Origin of the sequence: Niabella hirudinis, assembly GCF_051201075.1 — a bacterium.
In the GTDB taxonomy this organism is placed as follows: Bacteria; Bacteroidota; Bacteroidia; order Chitinophagales; family Chitinophagaceae; genus Niabella; species Niabella hirudinis.
This window is the reverse complement of sequence record NZ_JBPEHJ010000006.1, coordinates 272,911-292,224: the sequence shown is the minus strand read 5'-3', so window position 1 is coordinate 292,224 and position 19,314 is coordinate 272,911. Positions and strand designations below refer to the sequence as shown.

At 47.4% G+C, this 19,314-nt stretch carries 10 protein-coding genes; 8 read left to right on the top strand and 2 right to left on the bottom strand.

What is annotated here, in order from left to right; translation table 11 throughout:
• Positions 1-252 precede the first annotated feature (252 nt).
• From GGU45_RS13965 to GGU45_RS13940, 6 genes are all read left to right on the top strand, one after another.
• Positions 253-1,002, top strand: coding sequence for a DeoR/GlpR family DNA-binding transcription regulator (locus GGU45_RS13965; RefSeq protein WP_435225683.1), 750 nt, complete (start codon positions 253-255; stop codon positions 1,000-1,002).
• 22 nt (positions 1,003-1,024) lie between these two features.
• Complete coding sequence (locus GGU45_RS13960) at positions 1,025-4,291, top strand: SusC/RagA family TonB-linked outer membrane protein (RefSeq protein WP_435225681.1); 3,267 nt, start codon at positions 1,025-1,027, stop codon at positions 4,289-4,291.
• 12 nt (positions 4,292-4,303) lie between these two features.
• Positions 4,304-5,980 carry a RagB/SusD family nutrient uptake outer membrane protein gene (locus GGU45_RS13955; RefSeq protein WP_435225679.1) on the top strand — a complete coding sequence of 559 codons (1,677 nt, stop codon included), beginning with the start codon at positions 4,304-4,306 and terminating at the stop codon, positions 5,978-5,980.
• 129 nt (positions 5,981-6,109) lie between these two features.
• Complete coding sequence (locus GGU45_RS13950; protein WP_435225677.1) at positions 6,110-9,202, top strand: SusC/RagA family TonB-linked outer membrane protein; 3,093 nt, start codon at positions 6,110-6,112, stop codon at positions 9,200-9,202.
• A gap of 112 nt (positions 9,203-9,314) precedes the next feature.
• The gene (locus tag GGU45_RS13945; RefSeq protein ID WP_435225675.1) at positions 9,315-10,961 is read left to right on the top strand and encodes a SusD/RagB family nutrient-binding outer membrane lipoprotein; all 1,647 of its coding nucleotides are present in this window, start codon (positions 9,315-9,317) and stop codon (positions 10,959-10,961) included.
• A gap of 26 nt (positions 10,962-10,987) precedes the next feature.
• Positions 10,988-11,785 (top strand): DUF4397 domain-containing protein, encoded by a 798-nt coding sequence (locus GGU45_RS13940; protein ID WP_435225673.1) that lies wholly within the window; start codon positions 10,988-10,990, stop codon positions 11,783-11,785.
• Between the two features lie 169 nt (positions 11,786-11,954).
• Here the strand turns inward: GGU45_RS13940 and GGU45_RS13935 are convergent, their stop codons facing one another.
• Both GGU45_RS13935 and GGU45_RS13930 read right to left on the bottom strand, forming a co-directional pair.
• On the bottom strand, positions 11,955-13,529 hold the full coding sequence (locus tag GGU45_RS13935; RefSeq protein ID WP_435225783.1) for a DEAD/DEAH box helicase: 1,575 nt from the start codon (positions 13,527-13,529) through the stop codon (positions 11,955-11,957).
• Between the two features lie 1,410 nt (positions 13,530-14,939).
• Positions 14,940-15,191, bottom strand: a complete 252-nt coding sequence (locus GGU45_RS13930) for a hypothetical protein (protein WP_435225785.1) — start codon at positions 15,189-15,191, stop codon at positions 14,940-14,942.
• Here GGU45_RS13930 and GGU45_RS13925 point away from each other — a divergent pair.
• Both GGU45_RS13925 and GGU45_RS13920 read left to right on the top strand, forming a co-directional pair.
• Complete coding sequence (locus GGU45_RS13925; RefSeq protein ID WP_435225781.1) at positions 15,179-15,871, top strand: DeoR/GlpR family DNA-binding transcription regulator; 693 nt, start codon at positions 15,179-15,181, stop codon at positions 15,869-15,871. The genes GGU45_RS13930 and GGU45_RS13925 overlap by 13 nt on opposite strands.
• A 20-nt stretch (positions 15,872-15,891) precedes the next feature.
• Positions 15,892-19,311, top strand: a complete 3,420-nt coding sequence (locus tag GGU45_RS13920; RefSeq protein ID WP_435225671.1) for a SusC/RagA family TonB-linked outer membrane protein — start codon at positions 15,892-15,894, stop codon at positions 19,309-19,311.
• Positions 19,312-19,314: the final 3 nt, after the last annotated feature.

Genomic DNA, 19,314 nt, shown 5'->3' with positions numbered 1-19,314 from the left:
AGTAGCGATTAAAAATAGTTGTTTATGCAACTTTTGTTATCAAATATAAGACAATTTTAGGTTGAGTAGGCCACAAAAACACTAAGCCACTAAGAAACACAAAAGGGGCAGGCAATTTATTTCTTCGTGTGTTTTTGTGTCTTTGAGGCTTCGTGGCAACAGTGCCGCTTTTTCCTGCTTTTTGCTTTTTTTTTTGAAGTTTTGCGACTTTTTGCTGTTTTCTTATTTATCTTTAGGAATAAATTAACGGTTGTGTTAAAAAAAGAACGACAAGCATATATTCTTCACCGGTTGGATTTGCATAACAAGGTATTGAGCGCGAAGCTTTGTGTAGATATGAAAGTATCTGAAGACACGGTGCGCAGGGATCTGCAGGAGCTTGGGGAGGCCGGCCGGCTGATTAAAGTACACGGCGGGGCCTTATCGCTGGCGTTTAATGAAGTGCATTTTAACAGCAGTCCCGTATATTCTCAAACGCAGAAAGCGGTCATTGCACAGAAGGCGATTGGGCTGCTCCGCGAAAATATGTACGTGCTTACGAGTGGTGGAACGACGATCATTGAGATGGCCAAACGGCTGCCACCTCAGCTACGGGCCACCTTTATAACCGGAAGTATTCCTGCACTGAATGCCTATATCGCGCATCCCAACATTAATGTGGTGGTGGTGGGGGATAAGGTAAACAAAGAGTCCAAAATTACCGTAGGCGCCAGCGCCATTGCAAGGATCGGGGAGGTAAACGCTGATCTGTGCTTTTTGGGTACCAATGCCATTGACCTGAAGCGGGGTATTACCGACAGTGACTGGGAGGTAGTGGAATTGAAGAAGGCCATGATTGCGGCTTCCGCTAAAACGGTATGTTTAACAATTGCAGAGAAACTGAACTCTTTTGAGGCCTTGCAGGTGTGCACACTTAAAAAGATCGATTACCTGGTTACGGAGCTGGATCCGGATGATCAGTTGCTGCAACCTTACGTAAAGGCAGGGATAACGGTTTTGTAAAAAATAAGAAAACAAATTTCAAATGAATAAATATTCACGTCTGCTGGCATTTTTGTTTTGTAACCTTATGTCAGCGATTGCCTTTGGTCAATCCGGCAAGGTTACGGGAATAGTAACAAGCGATGGGCGGGCCCCGATACCCGGCGCTACTGTTATTGCCATAAAAACAGGACAGGGAACTGCTACGGATTCAACGGGGCATTTTGAATTGTTGGGCGATGCGGGGGACAGTCTTTCTGTTTCTGCTATCGGTTTTGTTGATAAGAACATTGTAGTAGGGGCGTCCCGTATTGTAAATGTGGTATTGGCTACAAGTACCGGGGAGCTGGAGAATATAGTGGTAGTGGGATATGGCAGCCAGAAGAAAAGCAACCTTTCGGATGCCGTTGCCACGGTAGATGTTGAAAAAACATTTACCAACCGCCCTATTGCCGATCCCATGCGGGCCTTGCAAGGCGCCGTTCCGGGTTTGAATATTATGTATAAGAACGGGGGCTTAACCAGTACCGCTGATTTTAATATAAGAGGCATCGGGTCGATTAATTCAACCGGCGGGGGAAGGCCATTAATTTTGGTGGATAATATCGAAACCCAGGATCTGAGCATTATTAACCCAAATGATATTGCCAGTATATCGGTATTAAAAGATGCTACTTCCGCGGCTATTTATGGAACCCGGGCTGCTTTTGGAGTGGTGTTGATCAAGATGAAAGAGGGAAAACGGAACCAGAAGCCCTTTGTGAGCCTCAATAGTAATTTTTCCTGGGCCAAGGCCATCAGCCTGCCCCAGTTTGCAAATCCTGTTAAAGAGCTTCCCGGAATCATTTCGGCGGCACAGCGGGCGGGTACCGCATCGCCAGAGTCCTTTGGAATGCAGCTCAAAACCTTGCTGACCGGAATTCAGACCTGGGAGCAAAAATATAAAAGCACCAACACCGGTTTGGAAATGATCAAAGGCCAGGACTTTGATGTGATTGATAAAATTTTCTATTTCTACAAAGTGTGGGATGTGAACAAGATCATGTTCCGCACTATGCCACAGTCTAACCAGACACTCAGTATTACTGGTGGCGGCGACCGGGTGTCCTATTATGTATCGGCAGGTTATAATAACCAGGGCGGTATGTTTAAAATGAACCCGGATAATATCAAAAAATACAACCTCGTTGGCGGGGTAAACGTAGACATTACGAAATGGTGGACGGTGGGCATCAAGTCGATGTATCGGAATTTTGAATACACCGCTCCGTATGGCTACCAGGATTATTTTTATTATATGTACCGCTGGGGCGCTTACTGGCCCTATGGAACCTATAACGGGCAGTACTTCCGCAATGTGCCCGGATACCTTAATGCGGCGCATCCGTCTTCTACGATTGATAACTACACCCGGGTGGAGTTAACTACAACCATGAAGCTGTTAAAAGGCCTGGAGTTGAATGTGAACTATGTTGTAGGAAAGGATAATGTGATCAGCCACCAGGTGGGTGGGCCCGTAAAGGTTTTGAACAACTGGGCCGCAGTTCCAGATCCCAATAACCTTAGCTCTGCCCTGACGGATATTTCTTTGGCTTCGCAAAATGTGGCCGCCTACAATGCTTCAAGGGTTGGACAGAATTCATTTAATGCCTTTCTGACCTATACGAGGGGATTCGGTGATCATCATTTTAAAATAATGGGCGGAGCGAATACAGAAGATTTTGAGAACCTTAGCATTTCAGCTTCCCGCAGAAATTTGCTGGATCCTAACAAAGGAGAGCTAAACCTGGCAACAGGCGATCAGTTTGCCAGCAGCAGCCATGGCAATCGCGCTTATGCGGGCTTCTTCGGCAGGTTGAATTATGATTATAAAGAAAAATATATCCTGGAGCTAATGGGGCGTTATGACGGGTCTTCATCGTTTCCGCTGGCAACCCGCTGGGGATTCTTTTCCGGTTTGTCCGGGGCCTACCGGATCAGTTCAGAAAAGTTTATGCAATCGCTGAAGCCCGTACTCAACGACTGGAAGGTGCGCGCTTCCTGGGGAGCCGTTGGAAACCAGGAATTTGGCGGAAATCAGTTCTTTGTTCCCTCCATGTTCAATACAAGCGGGTACTGGATGGCCAACAACAACTGGGCACAGGGGGTTTCGTCTCCGCGGGCAGTGCCTAAAGACCTGCTTTGGGAAAAAGTACAGTCGATCGACATAGGAACCGATTTTAGTTTCTTTAAGAACAACAACCTTTCGGTAACGTTTGACTGGTACCAGCGCACTACCGATGCCATGATTACAACAGTAGTTTTGCCGGGCGCTTTTGGAACATCGGGCGGGCCCGCCGGTCTGCCGGACCTCAATCCGAAAAGGAATGACGGAGCCCTGCGCACCCGTGGATATGAGATCAGCATCAACGGGCATCTGCCGGTGAATAATGATTTATCGCTTTACGGAATGCTTGGTTTTTCGGACAATAAAACCGTGGTAACAAAATGGTATAATCCTTCGCAATTGATCAACAATAATTATTCGGGTTCCACCTATGGTGATATATGGGGCTTTGAGACCGACCGGTATTTTACAGATGCTGATTTTGTGAAGGATGGTGATGGAAAAATTACCGGGTATGCTCCGGGCATAGCCAGTCAGAAAAACCTTCAAACCGGGAACTTTGTATATGGCCCGGGTGATATCAAATACAAAAATTTGAATGGGGATGCGCAAATTGATGGCGGCAGGGGATCTGCTTCCGATCACGGAGATCTAAAAATAATAGGCAATACCCGGCCCCGGTATATATTTAATGGAAGATTAGGAGGCAATTATAAAAATTTTGATCTGGATCTGTTTTTCCAGGGCATAGGAAAACAAAATGTTTGGGGGCTGGGTAATGTGGTGATTCCGATGTACCAGGGAACCGATATTTTGTATGCCGACCAGGTAGACTACTGGACTCCCGAAAATCCCAATGCCCGCTTCCCCAATCCCTATCCTAATAACCAGGGTGGAACGGTGAGCGGCCTGCCGGCGGGTTCCAATAATTTTTATCCGCAGACGAAATACCTGTTAAACCTGGCTTATGCGCGGCTGAAGAACCTTACCATCGGGTACACATTGCCTTATGATCTGCTGGCAAAATATCATTTTCAGAAAGTAAGGGTTTATGCAAGCGGTGAGAACCTGGTTACCATAAAGGATAAATATCTTCCCATAGATCCGGAGGCTTATGACACAAGCACAACAGCAGGGTTTACCGGAAGGACATGGCCTATTGCCCGGACCTTTTCATTTGGAGTACAAATTAACTTTCAATAAAATCAGCATACCATGAATTCTTTTAATAAATTATTGTTCATAGCATCGTTTTTTATTGTTGCAGCCTCCGGCTGTGCAAAGTATATCGATAAACGTCCGCTCGATAGTTTCAGTGATGCTGATTTCTGGACCGGCGAAGACAATTTACGGGCCTATGCCTGGGAATTTTATTCCCTGTTTCCGGGCTATGGCAACGGGAGCGGCCAGGGCGATTTTTATTTTACCTCTTTTAATGATGACCAGGCAGATCCCAGTCTGCAGATCTTTGCAGCCAATGCACCGGCCAGCAGCGGTGCCTGGAATTTTTACTGGGTACGCAAGGCCAACCTGATGCTGGCCCGCATTGATGGAATGTCCATTCCGGACGAGGCAAAGAATCACTGGAAAGGTGTAGCAAAATTCTTCAGGGCCATGACCTATTTCAACCTGGTGAAGACCTTTGGGGGCGTTCCTTTTTTCAATACCTATCTTGATCTGGCAGATGTGGAGAAGATCTACAAACCAAGGGACAGTCGGGTGCTGGTAATGGATAGTGTGCTGGCGGATCTGAATTTTGCCGTTGCAAACCTGCGTGTTAAAGACCAGGCAAATACTGTTAACCAGGATGTAGCGCTTGCATTATTATCGCGGGTAGGTTTGTATGAAGGTACCTATCGTATTTATCACGCCGATCCCGCAGTGACCAATGCCGATCTGTATTTACAGGCGTCTAAAACAGCCTCGGAAAAACTGATGAGCTCCCCTGCAGGGTATACCTTGAATGCGGATTACCAGACAACCTACAATTCTCTGGACCTGAACGGTAATAAACAGGTAATCCTGTATAAGCAGTACCTGGCGGGATTCCTTGGACATTCCGTTATCGGGTTTACCAACAGTTCAACGGTTATGAAAGGCTTATCCAAAAATGCGGTGGAAGCTTATTTGTGTACGGACGGGCTTCCTATTAGCCTTTCCTCTTCCTACCAGGGAGATGACACGCTCATCCACGTGCGGGCTAACCGCGACAAGCGCCTATTGGAAACGATCAGTGACTTTTTGTGTTACCAGGGGAAACTGGTGGGGGGATTAAGCTCCAGCACGGGTTACCGGCCGGCCAAGTTCCTGCAGCCCAGCGATGCCCAGCTGGCTCCCAATAATACAACCGATGCACCCATCTTTGGCCTTCCGGAAGTATTGCTGAACTATGCGGAAGCCTGTACCGAACTGGACCGTATGGGAAAGTATACTATAACACCGGGCGACCTGGATAAATCGGTCAATAAGTTAAGAGCGCGGGCCGGCGTGGCAGCGTTGCAGGTGGTAGGCGGCCAGGGTACGGCGATAGGTGGTGTTGCCTTTACGGATCCGAGCAAGGATGCCGACCCCAATATTACATCCCTGTTATGGGAAGTGCGCCGGGAACGCCGCACAGAGCTGATGCTGGATGGATTCCGTTTTGATGACCTGATGCGGTGGGCTAAGGGTAAGTATATGGATAATGCCACCAACCCCGATATATTTAAAGGCGCAAAAGTGGCAGGCAATGGCCAGGTAAAAACCGATGCAAACGGTTATATAACCCCCTATGCAGCCAGCGCGGCGCGGCCTTTTGCGGATCCCAAAAACTATCTTTCGGCTATTCCAACCGGGCAGATCGCGCTGTATCCCGATGGAAGTTTTACGCAAAACCCGGGTTGGGGTAATTGATCTTTTATTGCCGCGGTTGGTGTTGTTGAGCCGGGAGGCTCCCCGTGCTGGTTTCCCGGTCTGTGCGGTGCGGGGTAACCAATAAGCCAGACCGCCAGTTTGAAAAATCAAATTAACAAAATAAGAAGTATGAGAAAATGTGTTTCACTAAACGTATTGCTGCTTGTCCTTTTCTGCAGTATTTCTTATGGACTATCGGCACAAACAAAAGCCATCGTTGGAAAAGTAACGGCCGATGATGGCAACCCCCTGGCAGGGGTTACCATTGTGGTTAAAGGAACAGCAAGAGCGGCCACCACCAATACCGAAGGAGTTTTTTCCATCCAGGCGGCAGCAGGGGCAGAGCTTGAAGTCAGCCATATTGGTTACCAGGCCCAGGTGGTCAAAGTGGGCGATGGCGCAATGTTAAATATAACCTTGCAGAAAGGAAAGGAAGACCTTGATGAAGTGGTGGTTACGGCTTATGGGATCGACCGCCAGCGTAAAACCCTGGGTTATTCAACTCCCACGGTAGCCGGTGATGATGTATCTCAAACCCAGCGCAATGATTTTTTTGGAGGGCTGCAGGGCCGTGTACCCGGCCTGTCCATTAACAGCACCAACGGTAATCCGGGCGCTTCAGCCCAGATCGTTCTCCGGGGTTTTGTATCTATCAGCGGCGATAACAACGCATTAATTGTTATTGATGGCGTACCGGTAAATAACACTACATTAAATCAAACCAACCAGCTGGTAACAGGTGGAGCAAACCGGGATCAGGATTATTCAAACCGGGGGCTCGATATTAACCCGAATGATATTGAGAACTATACCATCATGAAAGGGCCGGAGGCAACAGCCTTGTACGGCAATGCAGGAGCCAGCGGCGCTATACTGATTACTACAAAGAAGGGACATGCGGGGAGAGGGAGCATTACATATTCAAACTCCTTCCGGGTTGAAAAGATTTACGAATTCCCGGAAATACAACACGTGTATAACTCGGGATCCAATGGGGTTTTTAGCGGTACTACCTCCAATTTTCATGGGCCAAGGTTTGCTGATACGGTAACATTATATGACAATATCCACAACTTTTTTAAAACAGGATTTACACAAAAGCATAATCTTTCTTTTGACGGGGGAACCGATAAATATACCTACCGGTGGTCCAATGAATATACCGATTCAAGGGGCACGATACCGAATACCCGGTACCAGCGCTTGTCGACCCGGTTAACAGGCGTGGGACAGATTACGCCCATCCTTAAAATAACCACTTCCATCAATTTTATTCATTCGGCCAACGATAAAGCAAACAAGGGGGCAAATGGAAGTTTATTGCAGCTGATGCGCTTTAGCTCTGCATTTGATGTAAAGGATTATGAAGATGCGCTCGGGAACCGGATCCTTCACCTTGCAAGTATTTATAGCGAATATGACAACCCTTTATGGGATGCCTATAAAAACATTAACTGGGATAAAGTAAACAGAACGATAGCCAATACGAATGTGGAATTAAAACCCGCCTCCTGGTTACGGATCAATGGTATTGTGGGAGCCGATATAGCCGCTACCTCTGGCTTGCGGGTGCAGCATGCACAGTCCTATAAGGGCTCAGGCTCCGCAGCCACACCTACGGGTGGCCGGGTTGAGACCTATGACGATTTAACAAAAATCATTAACGGCTCATTGACCGCAACTGCTAACCATAAGTTTGGGAACTTCTCCAACATATTTATTATTGGAGGAACCTTTAGTGATTTTAATGCAAATACAAATTCTCAGATGGGAACAAATATGTTTGATCCTGATTTTTATAGTATTAATAATACACTGCCATCTACACAAAGGGCCCGGCTTTATGTGAACCGCCGCCGCAATATGGGCGCTTTTGCCCAGGATATTTTTGGCTATAAGTCGATACTCTATTTAACCCTTTCGGGCCGGTTAGATGCGGCGTCCAGGTTAATGCCTAATAATCCTTATTTTGCCTATCCATCGGCAAGTGTTGCCTTTAATTTTTCAGATATCAAGGGTTTTAAATCAGCCGTACACTGGATCAGCTATGGTAAATTCAGGGCCTCCTATGCAATCACCGGTAAAGAGCCCTGGCGCGAGTATTCGACCGGTACCAATTACGAGGCGAAGCGATATACAGGTGGTGGCTTTGCATATTCTTATTATGGAGGAAATCCTGATCTGAAACCCGAACGGTCAGAGAACTTTGAAACGGGTCTTGAACTGGAATTCCTGAAAGGCCGCATTGGGGCAGATATTAATTTTTATAACCTGTTGAGCAAAGATCAGATCATCAACCCCCGGCTGAGTTATGGTACCGGTTTTGTGTTGAAATTAATCAATGGCGGTACGGTAAGAAACCGCGGTATGGAAGTACAGTTGAAAGGAAGGCCGGTTGTTAATAATGACTTTTCCTGGAATATAACCCTCAATTACTCTCACAACCGGGGAACGGTGCTGTCCCTGGCCAACGAGTTGCCCGAATTGTACGAATCGGATACCTGGGTAGTGGGATCTACAAGAAGTGCCGTGCACCCGGGTTACAGCACGGGTGTACTAAGCGGTACGCGATTTGAAAAAAATGACCGGGGCGATATCCTGATCAGCCCTTCTTCAGGATTGCCTACGACTTCTGATACCCGGTATTATCCAATAGGAGACCGGACACCGAAATTCAATATGGGCCTGGTGAACCAGCTTAACTATAAAAACTGGTATTTATCCTTCCTTTGGGACCTGCGGTATGGCGGTGACGTAATGAATGGTACTGAATACGAGTCCTACACCAAGGGCATCAGCGTAAAAACACTGGATCGGGAAAATCCAAGAATTATAACGGGAGTGCTGAAAGATGGGTTAGAAAACACGGACCACCCTACACCCAATACGATTGCCATTACTCCATATTATACTTCGGCTTACTATACTACCAATGTGTCGCCCGAAATGTTTGTAGAAAAGAATATCAAAACCCTTCGTTTAAGAGATGTGACACTTTCTTATGATTTACCGCAGTCGTTGATGCACCGCTCCGGGGTATTTACAAATGTTAATCTTTTTGTTACCCTAACAGATGCCGTACTGTTTACGAACTACTCCTCCGGCGATCCGGAGAGCAATGCCAACACGCCGGGCCTGGGGGGTATTGGCGGGTTTGGGATCGACTATGGTAATGTAGGCAAGCCCATAGGAATGAATTTTGGTTTGAAATTAAAATTATAATAAGGGATTATGAAATGAGCCATAAAAATGATCGGGTAATTTACACCCAAAGCGATGATCGTTTTTATGGTGAATTCCATCTGACTAATAAGAGGGATTAAAAAATAAACAGATGAAAAAGATATTGACCGTTGCTATATTGCTGGTATTCCTGGCTGGTATGCAGAGTTGCAAAAAATGGTTGGATATAAATACAAACCCTGCAGTGCCACAGGAAACACAGGCCGAGTTTTTGCTGCCACCCATCATTTTCCAGATGTCAAATGCCCTATCCCAGGACTACAGGGTTTTATGGAAGGTAACACAGGATATGGTTGGCGCATCTGCCAACAACGCCTCAGTGATCTGGGAGATGCACGGATACCCCGATGCCAGCGATGTGGGAGGGGTGCTGTGGCGGATGACCTATGTTGATATGGGGCTGAATCTTGAGAACATGATCAATGATGGAAAGCAGAATAAGAAATACGAGTACGTGGGGATTGGGTACGCTATAAAGGCATGGGCTTACCAGATGACAACGGATTTATACGGCCCCATCATTCTGGATGAAGCGTTTGACGAAAAATACCTGGCCTTTCCCTATCATGATCAATCCGAAGTATATGCCAAGGTGCGTAGATGGACCGATACCGCATTTCAATACCTGGATATGACCAGTCCCCAGGACTACAGCTCCAAACTTTCCAGTTTCTCCGGTGATAATATTTACCAGGGAAACAAACTGAAATGGAAAAAATTCCTTTACGGGTTACTGGCGCTGCAGTACAGTCACCTGGTAAATAAACCGGAATTTAAAACACAATATGCAGACAGTGTGGTGAAGTATGTGGATCTTTCCTTTGCAAATGAATCTGAATCGGCGTTGATCCGCTATTCGGCCACCAGCACAGATGATACCAATCCCTGGGGGCCTACTTACAATTATTTGTATAGCCCAACAGATTATTATGCCCGCCCAACTACTACCATTCTTGGTTATCTTACCGGAGGGGTAAGGGGAACGCCCGTAGAGGGTATGAAAACTTCGCCCGATCCGCGGTTAAGCCGGTTACTGGCGCCCAGCAGCGCCAAAGATACTTACGGCGAATACCTGGCGGCTGAACCCCTTGGAACTACCAATAATGGAACAAACCTTACGGCCTACGGTCCGCTTGCTCCCGGGGAAACAACCTTTAGAGGACGTTATCTTTTTACGGATGTAGCCAAATTTCCCCTCATGACCTATACGCAATTGCAGTTTGCAAAAGCCGAAGCCTTGTTTTATAAGAACAAGTCTCAGGAGGCCCACACCGCTTATATAAATGGAATAAAGGGGCACATGGACTTTTACAACCGCTATGGCAGAACCGTTCCACAGATTGATACTGCAGGTAAAAACACGACTACTATACCTGGTGTTGTGGCCGAAATAACATCGGCTGAAATCAATACCTACCTGGCTTCAACAGAAGTGGCCCAGAACCCGGCAGAGTTGACCCTTGCGGATATTATGGGACAAAAATATATTGCACAGTGGGGTTGGGCAACCATGGAGCAATGGTGCGATCTGAGAAAATATCATTACGACCCGGCAATATACCGCCAATATATGCAGTTAGATGCGGGACAACTTTCCTCAAGAAACAAAGGGAAGTATGCCTACCGGTTCCGGCCCCGCTATAATTCCGAGTATGTGTGGAATACAAAAGAACTGGAAAAGTGGGGTGGACTGGATCCCGATTATATGACAAAAGAGTTATGGTTTAGCCTTCCTTAAACAGGAGTTAATTAAAAATAAAAAAAATGAGAAGGAGAATAATGATCTTAATAAGCGCCCTTGCGTTCCTGTTGATTGTGTCAAATTGCAAAAAAAATGTTATTGACTACGGCGATACCATCAAGTACTCGAATGAATATGCGTTGCTGAAGGTCAACTACGCCTCAATATACCAGGATAACAGGAGTGCCATACTGAAAGTAAATGGCGAGCGGGTAAGCAGCAAAATTACCGGAAGGACGCCTTACCCCGGCGGGGGGTATAATACCGGGGGCAACAGCTCTCCGGATTTTTTAATGGTGAAGCCTGGAAATATTGAGCTGTCCGTGATCATGCCTTTTGCTGTAGACAACGGCACTGATTCTGCCGTTCTTTACAAGCAGGCGCTTTCAGTGGTGGGCGGCAATAATTATGTGGCGCATGTTACAGATACAGCGGCAAATACAAAACTGGTGGTAACAGAAGAAAATTTTGTTACGCCGGAGCCAGGAAAATGTAGCTACCGGTTTATCAATCTGATGCCAAATGTGCCTAAGGTTGATTTATACTATGGTATCAGCGCTTCAAATCATACAGCGGATACCCTGCTTGCCCAGGGAGTGGAGTATTTGAAAATGACGGAGCAGTTTACGGTGCGCAGCGGGCAATCACGTACCTGGAAACTCCGGCTCAATGGCAGTGCGGCTACCACTACGCCCATTGCTACCTATGCAAGTTCCAGTACTTTTACCAGTACCCGTGTGTATAATGTTTTTGCCTGCGGATACAATGGGGTAACCACTGCTCCCAGGAAGCCCTATGTTTCATTTTTGCTTGTCCGGTAAAATTTGAAAAGTTGCGTTTCTTTTATGCCGGGCAAAGGATAAAAAAGCGATTGTTCATTGCCTCCGTTGGTGTTGAGCCGGGTGCGTGATGGGGCAAGGCACCAGCGAAAAATTGCTGGTGTTTTTGCAGGACTTCATATCCCCGCACAACACCAGTAATGGCTACCCCTTATCCAAATAACCACTCCACATCCTCCTGCTCCAGGTTTTTTATAAAACTTTCGTCAGCTGAAATAAGTTCGGCCGACAGCTTTTTTTTGCGTTCCTGTAATTGCAGGATCTTTTCTTCGATGCTGTCTTTGCAGATCATCTTATAGGCAAAAACACTTTTGGTTTGACCAATGCGGTGCGTACGGTCGATGGCCTGCTGTTGCACGGCTTCGTTCCACCAGGGGTCAAAAAGAAACACATAGTCGGCCGCGGTAAGTGTGAGGCCTGCGTTTCCCGCTTTTAAGCTGATCAGGAAGAGATTTGTATTGCTGTCGTCCTGTTGAAAATCTTCCACCATTTTTGCACGTTTTGCCGGAGGGGTTTGCCCATCAAAATGGAAACAGGCTATTTTCTTTTGAGCGCATTCTGCTGCCAGTATATCCAGCATTTTGGTGAATTGGGAAAACACCAGCACCTTATGGCCCGGTAATAATTGTTCCAGTTCGGCAAACAGCAGGCGCATTTTTACGGATTCGGACGACCGGGGCTCTGCGTCTTCTACCAGCAGGGGCATATTACATACCTGCCGCAATTTTAAAATGCCCTCCAGCACATTCAGTTTGGACCGCGCCATTCCGTTCTGTTTAATATCCGCAAAAATATTGCTCCGCACCTGGTCTTTCAGGTTTTCGTAGGCTTGGCGCTGTTCCGCTTCCATATCGCACCAAAGCACCATTTCTGTTTTTTCCGGGAGGTCGGTTGCCACCTGTTCCTTTGTTCTTCTGAGAATGAAGGGAGCGGTCAATTTTTGCAGCATCTGTTGTTTGGTCTCGTCTCCAAAACGATCGATGGGGTCTGCATATTCCCGTTTAAAGAATTCGCGGCTGCCAAAAACACCGGGCAGCACCGTATTGAGCTGGGCATAGAGGTCAAAGGTATTGTTGACCACCGGTGTACCGCTCAGGGCAAAACAGTAATCCGCGTTAATGTTGCCGATGGCCTGGGTAATCCGGGCCGCGGGATTTTTAATGTTATGGCTCTCATCAATAAAAACCACTTTATAAGCAATGGCCGTTAACAGCCCCTCATCTGACCGCAGGGTGCCGTAGCTGGTGATGAAAACCTGTATGGACGGGTCGCTTATAGCAGCAGGGTTCCGCTGAGCGCCATGATAAACCACTACCGACAGGCCGGGCGCAAATTTTTTCAGCTCCTGTTCCCAGTTATAAATCAACGAGGCAGGGCATACCACCAGGCTTTGTGCGCCGGTAAACTGTTCCTGCATCCTCAATAAAAAAGAAATAGCCTGGAGCGTTTTTCCCAGTCCCATATCATCGGCCAGGCAGCCGCCGGCGCCGGCATCGGCCATCAGGCACATCCACTCAAAACCCTGTTGCTGGTAGGGTCTTAAAACCGCATTCACCGTTTTGGGCAATGCATACACCGGTTTGTGCTGCTGCCAGTTGCGCCAGCGCTGCCACCAGGTTTTCTGTTCGGCTTTAACAGACCCGGTTTCGCCATCTGCCTGTAAGGACAGCTGCAGCCATCGCGACACTTTTAGTAGCTGCTGATGGGCTTTCCCGTGTTTGAGCATAGTGGCGTATTGCTGCATCCAGTCCGTGCTCAGCAGGCCCAGTGTGCCGTCTTTTAGCAGCACCGCGGTTTGCCCGGCCCAAAGGGTTTTTTGCAATTCATGCACGGATATTTTTTCTTTCCCAAACTGCACCGTAAACCGGTAGGTATAAAACTGTGCGTCTTCTTCAACCAGTTCCATTTGGGTTTCCGGTAAAAATGAAGAGAACCGGAAACGCTGCAGCATATCCATGCCAATGATTTCTATATCTGAAATCAGCAGTTTATGATATACTTTTTGAAACCATTGCCGTTTCTGCGCCTCCGCAAACGGGAGGTAATAATAGCCATTGCGCTGCTCCCCAAAACGGGGATGAAAGGATTCCAGCAGGGTTTTTAGCTCTTCCTCTTTTTCCCGGTTACGCTCAATAATAACCGCATTGCCGTTTTGCTGCAGGGTGGTTTGTGCTTCCCAGGCGCCTTCCACCGCATGGCCATCATAGGTCCACTGGGGGGTTAGCATCAGGAAGGTATTGCTCAGTTCGCTCAGTAATACCCGGGGTACAGGAGGCACGCTGATGGCCAGGCTTTCTTCCGGCAGATGGCGTTGCACCGGGTATTTTCCTTCCAGCCGGGACAGCAGGGTTTCGAGTTGTTCCCGTGTATACGGGGCAGTAGCGCTTTCCCCTTCCAGCCAATCGAGGGTCTGGTGATCTGTCAGCGACAACAGGAAATATTCCTGCTCTTTTTTCAGGAAGAAATAGTGGCGTTTGAGGTCTTTCAGGGCGTGGCCGGTGCCGTTGATTTCCACTACAGACTCAATAAGGTACTGGCCACCGGCTTCCGCAACCGTGAACTTTAAATAGGGACGGTGGCTGCTGATTGCACAGGGAGCAGTTATCCAACGGTTTTGGGGGGCTTTGCTGCTGTTGTACCATTTTATCTTGTCGAAATACGGCTTTAGCTGGCGAAAAAGATCGTAATGATATTTTACCAGTTCCCGCTCCAGGAATGCGCGGTAGGGAACGGATCCTCCCTGTACTTCGAAGTAATGTCTTATTGCCGGCAGGGTCCGGGCCATGCCGCCTTCGCCAAAGGCCAGCAGTACTTTAACCGGATCGGGGGGAAGCAGGGGTTTGAATAAGCTGTTGATGGATTTATTGACCAATCCGATGGTTTCATAAACCGGGGGCTTGGCGCTTTTATCGATGGATAATATTTGTAAGAGTCCTTGTTTTTCCCCTGCTTTCTCGGGAGCGATCAATATTGCGGTAACCTGCTGCTTTGCCATATTGCGGTACTTGTAATAGCGGCGCGAAAGATAGGGAGAATATTTTTAATGCTGAATGCTGTTTCAAGTTTAACGTTCAAAGTTTTGTTTCAAGTTCAAGGTTTAATGTTTAAGGTTGGATCTGGTTTTGTACTCCATGAACTATGAACTATTGACTATGAACCATTTCCACATTTCCACATTTTCCAAATTTTCAAATTGCACCTCTGCATCTTTTTGCAACTTTGTTGTTTTAACATGGCTATAATTTTGCGGGTTTTTATAAAAAAATGCGGGTTTTTGCAATATATTTTCTATCTTAGTATTAATAAAAACGAATTGACTTGCTGAAGAAAGAACGACAGGCTTATATACTGCATAGGCTGGACTTGCATAATAAAGTGGTAAACGCAAATTTGTGTGTTGATATGGGCGTGTCAGAAGACACCGTGCGGAGAGATCTGCATGAGTTGTCTCAGGCAGGAAAACTGATTAAGGTACATGGAGGAGCCTTATCACTGGCATTTAACGAGGTAAAGTTTGACTCGTCCAATGTGTATTCCCGGTCAAATAAGGTGAAGATTGCAGAAAAGGCGATCCGGCTCATTCAAAACAATATGTATGTATTGACCAGCGGAGGTACAACGATTATTGAAATGACCAAGCAATTGCCGCCACAGCTCAAAGCTACTTTTATAACAGGAAGCATTCCTGCCGTGAACGTATATATTACGCATCCCAATATCAATGTGGTTATGATTGGCGACAAGGTCAATAAAGCTGCCCGGATAACGGTTGGCGCCAGCGCGCTCTCAAAGATCCGTGAGGTAAACGCTGATCTTTGCTTTCTGGGCACCAATGCAATTGATCTTCAGCGAGGGATTACCGACAATGATTGGGAGGTGGTAGAGCTGAAAAAAGCCATGGTTGCGGCTTCCGCCAAAACGGTTTGCCTGGCTATTTCCGAAAAGCTGAACTCTTTTGAGGCTTTGCAGGTATGCGTATTGAAACAGATCGACTACCTGATAACAGAATTGGACCCGGATGACAAAATGTTGCAACCCTATGTTGCGGCAGGAATTACCGTTTTGTAGAAAACTAAATAAAAAAAGTTATGAGAAGATTACGAACCCATGTACTGCTCATGGTAGTGCTTGCTTTTTCTGCACCGTATGCCTTATGGGGGCAGGAGCGTCAGGTATCCGGAACGGTGGTTTCGGAGGCTGGCTCTCCCATGCCCGGAGTAACGGTTACCGTTAAGGGAACAGCTACGTCTACCTCTACCGGCGAAACCGGTATGTTTTCGATCAGCGCCGTTGCAGGACAGGTGCTTCAATTTAGCTATGTAGGCTACCAGGCTCAGGAAATACCCATTTCCGGTGCGGGTCCGGTTATCGTTACCCTGCGGTTGGGGAGCAATTCCCTGGATGAAATTATTGTGGTGGGTTATGGTAAACAGCGGAAGGGTAATATCACCGGGGCGGTAACCAATGTAAATATGGACAATTTAAAAAGCAGGCCGATAGCGGATATCGGCCGGGGTCTGCAGGGCGTGGTCCCCGGACTGTCTATACGCATCCCGAGTGGTGAAGTAGGCTCAGATCCCTTGATCAACATCCGGGGCTTTATTGGTTCCGTACAGGGATCCAGTCAGCCACTGATACTTGTGGATAATGTGGAAGTGCCCAGTATCCAGGATCTGAACCCGAATGATGTAGAAAGTGTAACCGTGCTTAAAGATGCGGCCTCTGCGTCTATATACGGAGCCAAAGCTGCGTTTGGCGTAATCCTGATCACTACAAAACAAGGCACCAGAAGGCAGGGGGCTGATCTTACCTATAGCTCCAACCTCTCCTGGCAAACCCCTTTTAAAGACCTGGAGCTGGCAGGCATAGATGGTTTACAATATACATTGGATGCACAAAAGAATATGAAGGGAACGGGCCCTGCCGGCGGGTTCTGGCGCCTGGATAGCGCCAGCCTTGAAAAAGCCCGGGAATGGCAGCGTTTGTATGGAAGCACGGTAAAACCTACGGACCCCGTATTATATGGCCGCGATTGGTTCTTTAATGGTACCGATAAGTACGGCTACCGGATCTACGACCCCATTAGCACCATGATTAAAAAATACAGCTTTACACAGAATCATAATATTTCATTAAATGGAAGGGCCAATAATACCACTTATAATGTAGGTTTTGGATACCTGGGGCAGGAGGGGATGATGAAACCGGCCAAGCATGATGATTTTACGCGTTACACGGCCAACCTTAAAGTGTCAACAAAGTTGAACGAATTTATTACAGTAAGAGGTGGTGCATTGTATTCCGACAGGGCCAAACGTTACCCGAACTCCACCAACACAGCATCCGGTTTTGGGGCCGACCCCTGGCTGTATTTGTATCGCTGGAGCCTGCTATTCCCAACCGGGGTAAAAGAGCTGGGCGAAGAGATCCGCGATCCTTACTGGGATGCTAAAAATGCAAATACCGCTACACTGAAAAACAAGTATGTAAATCTGAATTTCGGAACCACGGTTGATCTGACAAAGAACTGGCAGGTTATTGCAGACTACACCTACGATTACCGCAATGAAACACTCAACTCTTCCCTGCCCACACTTAGTTTGCGGGAACCCTGGTATGCGGGTGTGCCCTGGACCGATGCAGACGGCGACCGGGTATATGTGGATGCCGCCGGTAATATTACCGACTCTGCGGGCATACCCGGTTACCGGTTTCCACTTGTAAATTACGTTACCAAGGATCAGAGCTATGTATACCAGTCTACGTGGGCGGCGCAGCGTCATACGGTCAATGCCTATTCCGTGTACAATCTCAAACTCAACACGGAGCACGCATTTAAATTTACCCTGGGTACCAATATTGTTGCCAATAAATGGAACAGCCACTGGTCCCGGAAAACGGACCTGATTAATAGCGATAACCCGCAGTTTGATTTTGCAGTGGGTACAGAAACCACCGGAGGCGATGCCAACTGGGATGCATTGCTGGGCTATTTTGGAAGGGTAAACTATGCGTTCAAAAATAAATACCTGTTGGAAGGGAATCTCCGCTACGATGCTACCTCCAAATTTCCGGCTGACCTGCGCTGGAAATGGTACCCTTCCTTTTCTGCAGGCTGGGTAATCAGCGATGAGGAATTTATGAAGGAGCTGAACCCGGTGCTCAGTTTTGCCAAGTTCCGCGGCTCCTGGGGATCCATCGGCGATCAGTCGGTACCCAACACGCTCTACATGTCTACCATGGATATATCCAAAAACTCCTGGCTTACCAGCGCCGGCAAGCAGTTTGTGCAGCTGAGCACGCCGGGGCCGGTATCACAGGGTATTACCTGGCAGGACATTCAAACCGTTGACCTGGGAGCCGATCTCCGGTTTTTTAAAAACAAGTTCGGTATCGTGTTTGACTGGTTCAGCCGGGAAACGAAAAATATGATCATCAGCGGGGAGTCCCTTCCTGCCACATTTGGCGCCTCCGCCCCCCTCGGCAATTACGGCAATTTAAGAACTAATGGATGGGAAATCGCTTTCGACTTCAATCACCGGTTTAAGAACGGCCTGGGGCTCAACTTTACCGCCAACCTGTCGGATGCCGTTACGGTTATTACCAAGGCGCCGGACTGGGATCTTCCCTGGGGCGACCGTAAGGTGGACAATACCTTTACGACCGGTAAGCGGTATGGCGATATTTATGGATACATAACCGACCGGCTGTATCAAAAAGAAGATTTTGTGTATGATGAAAACGGCAAATTTGTACAGGAAACCATCATCTGGCAGGGTACTGCCAAACGCACTAATAAATTAGCCGGTAACAACCCCGTTTATCAAACCTTTTTTGAAGACGGCAACCAGATACTGCTGGTGAGCCCCGGCGATGTAAAATTTGTGGATGTAGATGGCGATGGTTATATCACACCCGGAAAAGGAACTTTTGGCGATCCGGGCGACCGGGTGGTAATTGGGAATGTAATGCCCCGGTACGAATATGGATTCCGCCTGGCGCTGGATTACAAATCCTTCGACCTTTCCGTAATGGGGCAGGGAGTGGGTAAAAGAAGTATCTGGGGATCGGGTCAGCTGGCCATCCCGGGGTACTATGCAAAGGAAGGCGCCATGCCCCAGGCCATTGCAGCCAATTACTGGAGGCCGGATCGTACCGATGCTTTTTATCCCCGTGCCTGGGATATGGGCCAGTCCAACTCCGGTTTTGTAATGGTACCGCAAACAAAATACCTGTTGAATATGGCCTATTTCAGGATAAAGAACATGACGCTGGGATACAGCGTTGCCGAAAATATATTGAAACGCGCAAAATTAAAACAGGCGCGGCTCTATGTTTCGCTGGATAATTTTATAACGTTTGACAAACTAAGAGGCCTGCCGATTGATCCGGAAGCGATATCAGGATATTCCATGCTGCGCACTGATGGTAACTACAACCTGGGACGCACCGGTACCTCCAATCCTACATTTAAGATTGCATCCGTAGGAGTAAACATCGGATTATAGTAC